Source organism: Haloarchaeobius marinus, assembly GCF_051207415.1.
Classification (GTDB): domain Archaea; phylum Halobacteriota; class Halobacteria; order Halobacteriales; family Natrialbaceae; genus Haloarchaeobius.
Genome location: NZ_JBPKGD010000008.1, coordinates 1 through 13,414, shown reverse-complemented (window position 1 = coordinate 13,414; position 13,414 = coordinate 1). Strand labels below are relative to the sequence as shown.

General features: G+C 64.2%; 12 protein-coding genes and 1 tRNA gene. 7 read left to right on the top strand and 6 right to left on the bottom strand.

Annotated elements, in window-relative coordinates; genetic code table 11:
- Positions 1-26: 26 nt before the first annotated feature.
- Genes ACSC1W_RS19970 through ACSC1W_RS19955 form a run of 4 tightly spaced genes read right to left on the bottom strand, consistent with a single transcriptional unit; the run spans position 27 to position 4,067 of the window.
- Positions 27-731 (bottom strand): ABC transporter ATP-binding protein, encoded by a 705-nt coding sequence (locus tag ACSC1W_RS19970; RefSeq protein WP_435349555.1) that lies wholly within the window; start codon positions 729-731, stop codon positions 27-29.
- A complete protein-coding gene (locus ACSC1W_RS19965) occupies positions 731-1,546 on the bottom strand; it encodes an ABC transporter ATP-binding protein (protein ID WP_435349553.1) in 816 nt (271 codons plus the stop codon). The genes ACSC1W_RS19970 and ACSC1W_RS19965 overlap by 1 nt, the downstream gene beginning before the upstream one ends.
- On the bottom strand, positions 1,543-2,937 hold the full coding sequence (locus tag ACSC1W_RS19960) for a branched-chain amino acid ABC transporter permease (RefSeq protein WP_435349552.1): 1,395 nt from the start codon (positions 2,935-2,937) through the stop codon (positions 1,543-1,545). The genes ACSC1W_RS19965 and ACSC1W_RS19960 overlap by 4 nt, the downstream gene beginning before the upstream one ends.
- Positions 2,934-4,067 (bottom strand): branched-chain amino acid ABC transporter permease, encoded by a 1,134-nt coding sequence (locus ACSC1W_RS19955; protein ID WP_435349550.1) that lies wholly within the window; start codon positions 4,065-4,067, stop codon positions 2,934-2,936. Before ACSC1W_RS19955 ends, ACSC1W_RS19960 begins: the two co-directional genes overlap by 4 nt.
- A gap of 209 nt (positions 4,068-4,276) precedes the next feature.
- Between ACSC1W_RS19955 and ACSC1W_RS19950 the strand changes: the two genes are divergently transcribed.
- From ACSC1W_RS19950 to ACSC1W_RS19940, 3 genes are all read left to right on the top strand, one after another.
- Positions 4,277-5,485 carry a phosphoglycerate kinase gene (locus tag ACSC1W_RS19950; RefSeq protein ID WP_435349548.1) on the top strand — a complete coding sequence of 403 codons (1,209 nt, stop codon included), beginning with the start codon at positions 4,277-4,279 and terminating at the stop codon, positions 5,483-5,485.
- On the top strand, positions 5,475-5,966 hold the full coding sequence (locus ACSC1W_RS19945; protein WP_435349546.1) for a GNAT family N-acetyltransferase: 492 nt from the start codon (positions 5,475-5,477) through the stop codon (positions 5,964-5,966). The genes ACSC1W_RS19950 and ACSC1W_RS19945 overlap by 11 nt, the downstream gene beginning before the upstream one ends.
- Before the next feature lie 12 nt (positions 5,967-5,978).
- Positions 5,979-6,052, top strand: a tRNA-Thr gene (locus ACSC1W_RS19940).
- Between the two features lie 575 nt (positions 6,053-6,627).
- On the opposite strand, the gene ACSC1W_RS19935 is transcribed toward ACSC1W_RS19940, so the two are convergent.
- On the bottom strand, positions 6,628-6,948 hold the full coding sequence (locus ACSC1W_RS19935) for a hypothetical protein (protein ID WP_435349545.1): 321 nt from the start codon (positions 6,946-6,948) through the stop codon (positions 6,628-6,630).
- Between the two features lie 78 nt (positions 6,949-7,026).
- On the opposite strand from ACSC1W_RS19935, the gene ACSC1W_RS19930 reads away from it, so the two are divergent.
- The 3 genes from ACSC1W_RS19930 to ACSC1W_RS19920 all read left to right on the top strand — a co-directional run bounded on the left by ACSC1W_RS19930 (position 7,027) and on the right by ACSC1W_RS19920 (position 11,064).
- A complete protein-coding gene (locus tag ACSC1W_RS19930) occupies positions 7,027-10,038 on the top strand; it encodes a hypothetical protein (protein WP_435349543.1) in 3,012 nt (1,003 codons plus the stop codon).
- A gap of 96 nt (positions 10,039-10,134) precedes the next feature.
- A complete protein-coding gene (locus tag ACSC1W_RS19925) occupies positions 10,135-10,386 on the top strand; it encodes a hypothetical protein (RefSeq protein WP_435349542.1) in 252 nt (83 codons plus the stop codon).
- A 144-nt stretch (positions 10,387-10,530) separates the two neighbouring features.
- Positions 10,531-11,064: a hypothetical protein gene (locus tag ACSC1W_RS19920; protein ID WP_435349540.1), complete on the top strand. Its 534-nt coding sequence runs from the start codon at positions 10,531-10,533 to the stop codon at positions 11,062-11,064.
- A 145-nt stretch (positions 11,065-11,209) separates the two neighbouring features.
- Here the strand turns inward: ACSC1W_RS19920 and ACSC1W_RS19915 are convergent, their stop codons facing one another.
- A complete protein-coding gene (locus tag ACSC1W_RS19915; protein WP_435349538.1) occupies positions 11,210-11,560 on the bottom strand; it encodes a nuclear transport factor 2 family protein in 351 nt (116 codons plus the stop codon).
- Between the two features lie 337 nt (positions 11,561-11,897).
- On the opposite strand from ACSC1W_RS19915, the gene ACSC1W_RS19910 reads away from it, so the two are divergent.
- Entirely contained in the window at positions 11,898-12,758 is an 861-nt protein-coding gene (locus ACSC1W_RS19910) for an IS5 family transposase (RefSeq protein WP_435348564.1), read from the top strand.
- The last annotated feature ends 656 nt before the right edge of the window (positions 12,759-13,414 follow it).

Sequence of the window (13,414 nt, the reverse complement as noted above, 5' to 3'; positions counted from 1 at the left end):
CCTCGAAAAAATTTTTTCGGCGCGCGCTATCCGCCCAGGAACTGCTGTCGCACTTCCTCGTCGTTCAACAGCACGTCACCCTGGTCCATGTAGCGGTTCTGTCCGTGGACGAGGACGTACCCCCGGTCGCAGCGCCGGAGCGCCTCCTTGGCGTTCTGCTCGACCATCAGGATGGACGTGCCGGCGTCGTTGATCGCGTCGATGCGGTCGAACATCTCGTCGACGAGGTCGGGCGCGAGGCCGGCCGACGGTTCGTCGAGCAACAGCAGGTCGGGGTCGAGCATCAGCGCACGACCCATCGCCAGCATCTGCTGCTGGCCGCCCGACATCGTCCCTGCCTTCTGCTTCCTGCGCTCCTCCAGGATGGGGAACCGGTCGAACACCGCCTCGAGCGCCGAATCCGGCACCTCGTCGAGGATGTACGCACCCATCTCCAGGTTCTCCTGGACCGTGAGGTTCGCGAACACGTTGTCGTTCTGGGGGACGTAGCCGAGGCCGTGGTGGATGATATCCTCGGGCTTCTTGCCGGCGATGTCGTCCCCGTTGAAGACGATGGAGCCGCCCATGTACGTCGTCAGGCCGAAGACCGACTTCATCACGGTCGACTTGCCGGCCCCGTTCGGGCCGACGATGGTCACGTACTCGCCGTCGTGGACGTTCAGGTCCACGTCGGTCAGAATCTGGAGGTCTCCGTAGCCCGCGTCGAGGTTCGCGACGTCGAGCAGCGACACTACAGTTCACCTCCGAGGTAGGCGTCGATGACCTTCTCGTTCTGCCGTATCGCCTCGGGGTCGTCGTCGGCCAGCACCTTGCCCTGGTGCATCACGATGACGCGTTCACAGTTCTCCATGATGAGGTCGATGTCGTGTTCGACGAGCAGGAACGTGTAGCCCTGCTCGCGGAGTTCGTGGATGTGGGTGAGCAGTCGGTTCTCGAGCGAGGGGTTGACACCAGCGAACGGTTCGTCCAGCAGGAGCATGTCGGGGTCCGTCATCAGCGCCCGTGCCATCTCCAGCAGTTTCCGCTGGCCGCCGGAGAGGTTGCCGGCGTACTCGTCCGACAGGTGGTCGATCTCGAAGAACTCGAGCATCTCCCACGCGCGGTCGAGGACCTCTGACTCGTCCTCCTTGACGTTTCCACGCGTAAGGATGGAGCGCCAGATGGACTCCCCGTACTGGTCTTGCGGACCCAGCATCATGTTCTCGAGGACGGTCATCTCCGAGAGTTCGCGGGCAATCTGGAACGTGCGGACGAGCCCGCGGTCGGCGAGCCTGTGTGGCTGCATCCCGGTCACGTCTTCGCCGTTGAAGTAGACCGACCCGGCGTCGGGCTGGATGAAGCCGGTGATGAGGTTGAACGTCGTGGACTTGCCGGCCCCGTTCGGGCCGATGAGACCGGTGAGCGTCCCCCGTTCGACGTCGAGGTCGAGCCCGTTGACGGCGTTGATGCCGCCGAAGGACTTCCGGAGACCCTCCACGCGGAGCGGGTAATCACCGTACTTCGACTCGGGCGTCCCCTCGGCGGTCACCTCCTGTGCGCCGCTCATCCGTCCTCACCTCCGTCGGTCGCCGCCGCGGCACTGGTCTGGCGGTCCACGCGGTCACGGTCGAGTGACGTCGCGAGTTCCTTCCGGTGACCGAGCAGCCCCTCGGGTCGATTCTGCATCAGCCAGACGAGCACCGCACCCATCAGGACGAGCCTGAGCGACTGGATGTTGGCCAGGAAGTACGCGAACAGCGGCATCGGGTCGAGCGAGAGCAACGCCGCGGCCCCGTCGACGATGGTCGCCGGCGCAGCACCACTCCCGATGTCGAGCGTCTGGCGGACCAGCCCGACGATGCGGATGGGGCCCTGGAAGAGCAGTCCGATGAACAGGATGCCGCCCATGAGGCTCCCGGTGGTCGACCCGGCACCGCCGATGATGAGCGCGATCCAGACGAAGAACGTCGTCTGGGGTTTGAACGGTTGCGTGTTGATGAACCCGGCGCTCGCCCACCAGAAGACGCCGACCAGGCCCATGAGCATGCACCCGACGACGAACGATTGCATCTTGAAGCTACGCGTGTTCTTGCCGAGCGCGTTGGCCACGTCCTCGTCCTCGCGGATGGCCTTCAGCACCCGTCCGAACGGGGAGAACCCGATGCGCCAGACGAGCACGTAGAACGCGAGGGTCAGGAAGATGAGGAAGATGGTGTATATCCACGAGCGCATCGCGGGGGTGGCGACGCCGATGGCCTCGCCGAACCCGACGAACAGGTCGTAGCCGATGCTGAACCCGGGCGTCTCCGAGAGGAACGTCAGCAGGAGGTCCTGCGGCGGTTTGTCGACCGTGATACCGCTGGCGCCACCGGTCCCCATCTCGACGGGGCCCATCAACTGCACGCCGAAGAGTTCGTACGGACCGACGGTGAACCGCTGCAGGCTCCGGGACTTGAACGCGAACCGGATGATCTCGGAGAGCGCGATGGTGACGATGGCGAGGTAGTCGGCCCTGAGTCGGAGCGTCGGCAGCGCCGCGAGGAAGCCGACGAACCCGGAGGCGAGCAGTGCCAGCAGGAGGCCGACGACGAACGGAAGTCCGAGACCGGGAGTCCCGGCGGCCGACGTGGGGTCCGGTGAGGCAGTCGCGATGGCGAAGGTGTACGCGCCGACCGCCATGAACCCGGTGATGCCGATGTTGAACAGGCCGGTGTACCCCCAGTGGATGTTCAGGGCGAGCGACAGCATCGCGTACACGGCCATCAACAGCGTCAGTTGCTGGAGTGCGGCAATCTGCCCGCTGAACGGCGTGCCGAGCAGTGCCCCGATGACGAAGAAACCCACGTACATGACGAGCAGGGTGACGAGGACCATCCGGACGTCGCTCTCGAAGTACCAGTCACGGACGTCGTCGACGAACGAACCGGAGCGGTTCGCGGTGACGTCTTCCCCACTCATGCAGTGGTCCTCCCGGAGAACAGACCCTCCGGACGATAGAGCAGTATGAGCACCATCAGACCGAACGCGACGGCCGTCGCGAGGTCGCTCAGGTCACCACCCAGCCAGATGAGCGACAGTTTCTCGGTCAGACCGATGATGACCCCGCCGGCGATGGCCCCGTAGATGGAGCCGATACCGCCGAGGATGACGGCTGCGAAGATGAACAGGAGGAGCCGCCAGCCCCGGGTGTAGATGAGGTTCCCGGACTCCAGCGTGAGCAGGAAGCCCGCCATCCCGGCCAGGGCCGCGCCGATGATCCACGTGAACAGGACGACCCGTTCGGTCGGGATGCCGGTCACGCGGGCGAGGTCCTTGTTGTCCGCCATCGCCCGCATCGCCTTGCCGAGGCGCGTGTACTGGAGCACGAAGTGCACGGCAAGCATCAGGACGATGGCCGAGACGACCAGCACGGCCTGGTGATAGCTGACGTTGACCACTTCTGCCCCGATGGGAATCTGGAGCTTCCCGGGCTGGGCGGCGACGGTGAGCACGGACTCGCCGAAGACGAACTGGAGCAGGTTCCGGAGCGCGAAGGCGACACCGACGCTCGCGATGAGCAGTGCGATACCGTCCTGGTTCCGCATCGGCTTGTAGACGATGCGGTCGAGAACGAGCGCCAGGACCACCGTCACGAGCGCCGAGACGACCAGACCGACGAAGATGGAGAAGGGCGCACTCGTGATGGTTATCGCGAGGTTACCCGGACTCGCACTCCCGAACACGCGCCCTGCACCCACCAGTATCAGGTTCCCGAGTTCGTACGAACCGAACCCTGCCACCACGAACGTCGCTGCCCACCCACCGAAGGCACCGGTCGTGATGTAGTCACCGTGAGCGAAGTTCGCGAAGTTCAGGATGCTGTACGTCATCGACAGGCCTATTCCGGCGAGCCCGTAGACGAGTCCGATGACCAGTCCCTGCCAGACGAAGGTCAGGACCAGTCCGGCGCTCACACCGGAGGTCGGTGATAGAAGCTTTACTACGAGGTCGTACGACAACCAGAGCAACACGGCGAGTGCCAACAGTGCCGCGACGTGATTGGTAACGAACTGCCACCCGCGTTGCACCTGTGATTCAGATTGGGTCATTGATACCCCTCAACGTGCTAGGAAAGCACCCCCACGCACTATTAAACTTTCCTCCCGCCGTCTCCCGATTACACGGTCAGGAGAGCTGACACTCGTCGGGTGACGGCGCGGCGATAGCCCCCGTCGAATGCCCGACGATAACATACTTCATACAGGGCGGCCTGCTGGACAAAGAAAGGCCTTTCACCGGGCCCGACGCATTCGAATACATGCCGGTAGGGACCCTCGACGACCTCACCGTCGCTGGACGCCGAGTCGGGGTGCGCGTCGACATCAACAGCCCCCTCGACGACGACGGCGGCCTGGCCGACGACGCCCGGCTGCGAGCGCACCGGGAGACGCTCTCGGAACTGCTCGACCGGGACGGGCGCGTCGCGATACTCGCCCACCAGGGTCGACCCGGTGGCGACGACTTCTCTACGCTCGCTGCACACGCGGACCGCCTCGACGAGTTGCTCGACTGGCCGGTCGGCTACGTCGACGCGAACTACGGGACGGCGGCCCGCGAGGCGGTCGAATCCCTCGAACCGGGGTCGGCCGTCGTCCTCGAGAACACCCGCTTCTACGCCGAGGAGTACATGGAGTTCGACCCCGTCGAGGCCGGCGAGACCCACCTCGTCAGGAGCCTCGTTCCCGTCCTCGACGCCTACGTCAACGACGCCTTCGCCGCTGCCCACCGCTCCCAGCCCTCGCTCGTCGGTTTCCCCCAGTACCTTCCGAGTTACGCCGGGCGGGTCATGGAGCTCGAACTCGACGTGCTGGGCGACGTCGAGTCGACCGAGCGCCCCCGCGTGTACGTCCTCGGGGGTGCGAAGGTCGCCGATTCCATCGACGTCGCCTGGAACGTCCTCGAATCCGGACTGGCCGACCAGGTGCTCACCGCTGGCGTCGTCGGGAACGTCTTCCTGCTCGCCGACGGCGTCGACATCGGCGACGCCAGCGCCGACTTCATCTACGACAGGGGCTACTGGGACGAGATCGACCGCGCCGCCGACCTGCTGGACGCCTACGGCGACCGCATCCGCTTCCCGCAGGACGTCGCCGTCGAGCGAGACGGCGAGCGGCGAGAGATCGGTCTGAACGCGCTCCCCGGACGGGAGGGCGAGGCCGCGATGGACGTCGGCTCCGAGACCCTGCGGATGTACAAGTCCGTCCTCGAGGGCGCACACACGGTGATACTCAACGGTCCGGCCGGGGTCTTCGAGGACCCCCTGTTCGACACCGGGACCCGGGAACTCTACGCCGCGGCAGCGGCGGTCGACCGTAGCATCGTCGGTGGCGGCGACACCGCCGCCGCGATACGCAGACTCGGCATCGACGGGTTCAGCCACATCTCGACCGGCGGCGGCGCGTGCCTCAGGCTTCTCACCGGCCGGCCCCTCCCCGCCGTCGAAGCGCTCGACGGCGATGCCGATTGAACCCGCCACCCTCGACGACGTCGACACCGTCGTCGACCTCTGGGTCGACCTCGCGACCGAACAGCGACCCTACGGGAGTCACTTCGTCCCCGAATCGAACCGCACCGCTATCCGCGAGCAACTCGCCCGCCACGCCGTCACCGGAACGCTCCTCCTCGACCGGACTGACGACGACGAGGTCGTCGGGTTCGTCTCGTTCCAGCCCCAGCGAAGCGACCTGGACGTCGACGCCGACCGCGGCCTCGTCGAGAACATCTACGTCCTGCCCGAGTACCGCGGCACGGGCCGGGGCGCCGCTCTGCTCTCCGCCGCGGAGGTCGAACTCCGAGAGCAGGGCGTCGACGTCGTCCAGCTAGAGGTCATGGCCGACAACCGTCGCGCCCGGTCCTTCTACGCCGACCACGGCTACGAGGACCACCGACTCGTCCTCGAGAAACGGGTCGGAGTCGAAAGTGATACTAAGGGCAACGACCACGACTGAACTACGAACCGCGCCAGGGGAGCATGGGCGGTTCATGCACTCGACTTGTAATCGAGACTTCGTGGGTTCGAATCCCACCCCTGGCTTCGGCTAAAACCTTGCACATCCAGGGGGCTTAAACCTCAGCGCCCCGGTTCTCATGCACCACATCTCGCGATAGCGAGTCCTCACGCCGCCCCCTCGAACGGAGGTGCCCCGGCGCGACCCAGCGCTCGTACGACGGGCCAGCGCTGGATGGCACGTACCAGTACATCACCGAGCGCCCCGAACTCGACGACGACGGGGACGACGGTGAGACCGTCTACTGCACGCCCGCGGAACCCGACGGCACCGAAACCACCGAGAACGTTCCCGTTCCCGATCTCGACTCGGATGCGGACGGCCAGACGACGTTCGCGGACTGGGGGTGGTCGGTGTGAGTGGCGAGCTCCCGCTCGCCGAGCAGGTCGCGCGCTACCTCGAGGACCACCCCGACGCCACCGTTGCCCAGATTGCTGGCGCACTCGATGCAAATCCAGCCGCCATCACAGAAATTTGTACACGGGACGATACAGAATCTAAAAATATAAATAAAGGTGTCAGAAATTGCCACTGCGGTTCCGGGCCACAGAAACCGAGACCCATACGGGACCCGTGGCATGGTCTGGCCGACGCAAGGTTCTCATCCCCCCAAAGTCTGTGGCCCTCTGAACTTCTCGAGCGCCGACAGTGGATGGGCCACGTCGACAAGAAACCGTTCGCGCCCTGGAGCGACCGCGACCACCCGGACGCCAGTGGAGACGAAGACGCCCGCTGGAAATGAAGTATCACCGACAACTACGTCGACGGCGACACCATCGCGATCGCCGAAGACGACCACCGCCTCGACGGCCGTGCGTTCATCCAACGCGACGACGACCCGTACGCGTACGGCGACGGCGACGACGTCCGCTGCCCCGGCACCGGCGAGGTCCACCCTGCGTTCATCGCCATCCTCGAACATCTCGGCTCGACGTACGTCGACATCTCTCAGTCCGGTACCGGCGTTCACGCCATCTACAAGGGCGACCTCCCCGACGGCGTGAAGCAGGCCAGCTGGCAGCTCGACGAGGACCCGTGGGGCGGGAACGACGACCTGCCCAGTATCGAGATCTACCCTGGCAAGCGCGTCTGCGTCATGACCGGCGACCACGTCCCCGGAACACCCGAGGACGTCCACGAGTGGAACGACGACGTCATCGAACCCCTCCTGGAGGCCAACGACGAAGTCGCCATTAGAAATCGTAATCGCGCACGCGAGGACATCCCGACGGCTCGCGACGACTACAATCTCGACGAGTACGAACCCCAGGCGACCGAGGCCGGTGAGACCACCACGGACATCCGGGATATCTTCGCGGCGCTCGACCGCATCGACGCCCGTCACGTCGCCGACCGCACCATCGTCCACCGCTGGAACGACAGTGCGTCGACGAGCGACGGCGAACGCGCGTTCGCCCCCACCTGGGGGCCCGGCTCGAATGGCACGGCGAACATCGTCAACCGGGACCGCTGGCTCGACACCGGCGACCACGGCGGCTACGGCGGCCCCGTCGTCATGGCCGCCATCGACCGCGGCGACATCCGCCCCGACCAGGCCGCCGGCGGCGTCACCGGCCACACGTGGTGGCGCGGCGTCGACCACCTCCGCGACCTCGGATTCCCCATCCCCGAACTCGAAGACAACGGGTCGAGCAGCGACGAGAACCACGACGCGGACAACGATGGTCCCGGCCTCCTCGAGGCCGCCATCGAGTCCAACCAGGACGTCGACGCCAGCCCGGTCAGTGCACTCCCGCTCGCCCAGCTCGACGCTCTCGCTCCCAGCGAACGTCGACGGTTCGCGAAGAAGCGTGGGCTGGAGTGGCCGACCACGCGGGAGGCTCGTGACCAGCTCTTCGAGACGATCACCCAGGTGATGGCCGAAGGCGACGACCGCGTCGTCGACGCACCAACGAGCCTGGGCAAGAGCTACACCATCGCGACGACGGCCTGGGACGACCCCCAGTACGACGCCGTCACCGGCGGCCAGCCCGTCGTCCACCTCTCGAAAACCCGGGACGCCCGCGACGAAGCTATCGAGGCCGCCCACAACGCTGGCCTCGACCCGTTCGTGCTGCGCTCGCGTGACGAAGCCTGCCCGGTCGCCGCCGGTGACCACGACCCCAGTGAGTGCCGGGAAAGCGACCGCAAGCCCGTCACCATCAACGGCACGCCGGCGTCCGAGTGGATCAGCGAGATGTGCGAGGGCAAAGGCCTCGCGTTCAGCGCGGTGCATCGCCACCTCGAAGACCACAACGACCAGGACACCACGCTGCCCTGCTGTCAGGGCTCGTTGACCACGTACGACGAAGACGAAGGTGACTTCGTCGAAGGTGAGAGCCCGGTCTGTCCGGCCATCGAGCAGTGGGATACCTTCCGGACGCTGCGCGACTCCGAGACCAGCAGTCGTCTCGGCACGGTCATCGCGACGCACAACTTCGCACACGTCCCCGGGCTCCGCATGCGCTCGAACGTCATCATCGACGAAGAACCCAGCTTCACCGCCGACCTCTCGAAAGAGCGCATCGAGCGCGCCGTCGCCGCCTACCTCCAGGACGCCAACGCACCCGTCTCGACCTGGGAAGCCTTCATCAGTCTCTCCCGGAACGGCGACTGGGGGACCGACGCCGCCCTCGAGGCCGACGCCCTCCAGAACAGTCTCGACCACGAGCCCGACCGCGACTGGTACTTCAACAACCCCCACGCCCACACGCTCGCCCCCGCGCTCGCACGGGCGATCTTCCACGCCGAAGACCGCGGCAACGGTCGTCGGGTCGGGAAGACGCCACACGAGCCCCCGCGGCTCGACGCCGGCGTTCGCGACGACGACGGCTGGAACCGCGAATGGGTCACCGTCGTCCTCGACGACACCAACACACCCGTCACCGTCCGCACCAGCCCCGACTTCAGTCAAGCGAGAAGTCTGGTTGGGCTGGATGCTCACCCCAGCCAGCCCGTCTGGGCTGTGAATACCGTCCCGCACATGCAGACCCGGCCGGTGCTCGACCCCGAGCAGCGCCAGCTCTGGCGGCGGTACGAACGCGGGCTTCGCGTCGTTCAGGTCGGCGACGCAACCCGCCCACTCGCCAGCGGCGAATACTTCAATGAAACCCAGGCCCGCACCCTCACCGAACACCTCGTCGACGAATACGGCCCCACCGGATTCCGCACCGCCATCACCACCAGCGCTGTCGAACCCCAACTCGGCCAGATCATGACCGATGCCGGCTGCCACCAACCCAAACTCATGCACTACGGCGAAGAGAAAAGCCGGAACGACTTCGCCCACGAAGACGTCGGGCTCGTCGAGGGCTGCATCGACCCCGGCGACGACTACGTCCTCGACCTGCTCGCCGAACTCGACCTCGACGCCGAACCCAAAACCCGAGAAGTCGACGGCACTCTCGAGCGCGTCCACGGCCGCGGGTTCGTCGGCGACGACGCCGACACCGCCACGGAGATCCTCGCCAGCGTTCGCGAGAACCACACCGCCCAGGCCGCCGGCCGCTACGCCCGCAACCCCGACGACCCCTCGTCGACGGCCACCGTGTTCGTTAGAACGGACGCCATGCCCCCAGGGTTCGCCGACATCCACGTCCCTGGCATCCAGTGGGTGTTCAGCGACCTCCAGCGCGACATCGTCCAGGCGCTCCGCGACCAGCTTGGCACCGCCACCGCTCGCGAACTCGCCGACGAAGTCGAGTGCTCAAAAGAACACGTCCGCAAGACGCTTCGACGGCTCGCCGACGAGGGCACCGTCAGTGCGTTCGACCAGGCTGGACCCCACGGAGCAACCCTGTACTCGGACAACGACGTCCCACAGCAGGGCCTCGTCGACATCCAGCCGACCACCAACGACCACGTATTGGACTCCTATACGTGGGCGTTGGCGATTTCGACCCCCACGGTCGAGGACACACCTGCTTCGGCACCCACAAACGGGGGTGACACCACCTCGACCACGACGTGGAACTGGCAACGCGCCGGTGATCCAGGTGGCGGACCCCCCTGAGCGGCCGCTGCTCGCCCCGGTCGCGAGCCGGTCGAATAGCCACCGGTACGGACGACCCCACGACAACCCTGAAATCCACGACGACTCCATGACATCATGACCGAACTCATCCCGCCTCTCCTGGCTGACGTATCGTCGACGGCGAAGCTCCTCTACGTGGTACTCGAGGAAACGGGTCCGTGTTCGATGTCGGATCTCCGCCAGCAGACTGCAGGCTGTTCGGACCAGTCGCTGCGGCGCGCACTCGAGGAGCTCCGGGACATCGGCGCCGTCGAGACGCGGCCGCACCCCCGGGACGGACGCAAGTCGAGGTACGATCTCGCAACTACCCTCCAGAATCGTGGGTGAAACCCGGGGGTGACTCTGGTGGCTACGAACAGGCCTTTTGTCCTGAGCGACCTGGAACGATTCGACGACAAGCTTGCACTCGGTCGCCTGACCCGTGGGGATGACGGGGACCGCACAGCCAGCCGTCTCTTCTCCCCCATCACGATGAAAGCCCCGCACGCGTTCAGTCCGTCGACCGGCGCACCGCTCTCGGACGACCAGCACTACCCGGCCCCGCTGAACGCGCCGACGCGCGCGTCCATCGACGGCACTGGCGAGCTCACCAACGGCGAACGAAAGAGCTCGCGGGTAGCGCTCCAGCAGTACTTCGAACGCTGCTACCGACGCGCCCACAACGGCCGCGACCCCCCGGACGACATCGTCCGCGCGGCTGGGACCGCGCTCTACCAACTGAAACGCGAGGACCCACTGGACGTCTGGGCGTGGTACGCGCTCGCCGAACGCCTCGCCCGAACAGGCTACTGGAGTACGTGGCTGCTATCGTTCGTCGACCTCCAGTGCCCCCGCTGCGGCAGCCGCGTCCAAATCGAACCCTCGCTCGCTGGCTACGAGTACATCCGATGTGCGAGCCGATGCGGCGCCGACTCAAGCTCGGAGCGCTCCCCCGAGATCGCCGGCCGCATCCTCGACCTCTACGCCAGCGCCTTCACCCCAATCGACCGACTCACCGTCTGCTAACCCCACAACACCGTCCAAGACGGACGACTGACCCTGTTGAAACCCTCAGAACCTGTCAGAAGCGGTGTGCTGAATATAGAGGGTGTATGCATCACTACATACATCAACGAAGATATTGGATAGAACCGTATTCTGCTACTTTTTATCAGTCCTTAGGTTCGGTTTTGCCGGCGAAGGTCTGGAAATCAATCGTCTCCTCGGGGATGTAGAACGTATCGGTACAGAACTCGTAGACGTTGTCCGGCGTTTCGGCGTGCCACAGGAGGTAGGCGAAATCCCCTTCGAAGATGGTGTCATCCACTTCAATGGTCGTCCCTTCCTGGGAAAATTCGTCGAGCAGTTCCGCGAACAGTTCCTTGATCTCGTCAAGGCCACGGTAGACGCCAAGGTTCGTGACGACGACTGAATCCTCGACGTAGTCGACCATGATCTCCTCTAAGTCCTGATTGGCGAACGCGTCCAAGTGATGGTCAAGCACGGCGTCGGTATCGGTCATGGTTTGTTTGTTACCTCCACCCCACTACTTATCCCTCTCCGCCATATCGTGACCTCGCTGGGGGCAACGTTGATATCTGTGGCCCAGGGGCATAACATTACTCGGTGACATCTGTTCATGGAGTAAACAGGAACGAAGCGTGCTACGGGTTGGTCAGTGAGGAATACGCGCCCTGTATTCAGCACGGCCACAGAAACCTACTCAGGTGCTGTCAGAAGCGGCGTGCTGCATACAGAGGATCGGCCCTGTTTAGACGCTCCTGACCAACCGGGAGCGATCGTCACTAGTAACTTCTAGTGTCCTAGCAATACTCGCTACTTGTCGAATCTACTATGAAGTGAAGCGGGACGGGTTCGGTGTGCAAACCAAGACCGCCCGCTTCGCGAAGACAGTCGTAACGTTCGCCCAAAAAGCCGTCGCTGGCGAGCCCGCTCCGGCATACCGCCCCGGTCAAGAGGGGTATGCCGATTGGGTGATTCTGGCGATTCAGGGGTTCAAAGAGTATCTCGGCCACGATTACCGGAAGCTGATGGACGTGCTGCGAGAGATGCCGCGGGTCGCGAACTCACTTGATTTGACGGTGGAGACGCTGCCGCACTTCTCGACCGTGTGTGCGCGGAAGCAAGCGATTCCGATGACGCGGTGGCGAGCGATCCTCGACGCATCGGTCGAACTGTACGAACTCGGCGATGTTCAGGCAATCGACGCAACCGGTGTGGATCGTGTCCAGGCGAGTCAGCACTACGCGAAACGGACGGATTACACGTTCGAGGCGGTGAAGACCACGCTTCTCATCGATTGTGAAACGAGTGTGATCCTAGATATACACTGTTCGATGAAACAACCGCACGATACACAGGTCGGCTGGCAGGTGCTGGTACGGAATCTTGACGCGTTGACGGCTGTGGCGGCGGATAAAGGCTACGACTGGGAGCAGCTCCGCACGAAGTTACGTTCTGAAAATGTCACACCGCTGATTCCGAAGCGTGACCCAGGATTCCGAGGGTGGGCGAGGAATCTACTCATTCACGATCGGGGCTACAATCAGCGCTCGAACGCTGAATCGGTGTTTTTCGGCTTGCGCCAGCGATACGGTGAGACGCTGTGGGCGAGAACGTGGTTCGGTCAGTTCCGTGAACTTGTCATGAAATCGGCGGTCCGAAACATCGAACGCGCGTTAGAGGGGTCAACCCGCTGAATTCAGGCGTCTAAACAACGCCCAGAGGGTGAGTTCAGCACGCAATCCCATCATGCGCCTACGATGCGAGCAGCAGCCCGATCCCGATGATTGCTGTGGTTCCACCAACGATTCGAGTCATAAGTATGTCAGTGTCCGATGGCTTCACGTCCGTTGGTTCAACACCCTCTGGAAGGTTCTGAGAGGTCACAAATGATTGTGCCCGAGTACGACCGATTGGCTCCGCCATAACAACGAACGACACCCCCATCGCGAGTAGCATGAGTCCTAGCCACGAAACCATACAGAAGGTGCTTGGACACTCACATTAACTGTTTTCACCGGTTCCATATAGGCGAACTCTATCTCATCTCGTTTCTCGACATACAGAGATGAACTAGTGAGAGATACGCGCGCTCTATTCAGCACACCCTCAGCAATCTATCCTCGATTGGGGATTTCAGCAGAGCCAGCAAACCGTAGTTGCATCCCGATGACAGCCGTCCGGACCACCTCTGGTGGAAGGCTCGAGGGCCCGCGGTGACCGACCGACGCAACCCGTGTCCGAGGTGGCGGTGCGTCGAACCACTACACCCACCGATTGCATCACTGGCACGGTGACATCTCGTCGACCAGGACGACTGCAACCTCGACTGCAACAGCCTGACCGAACGGGT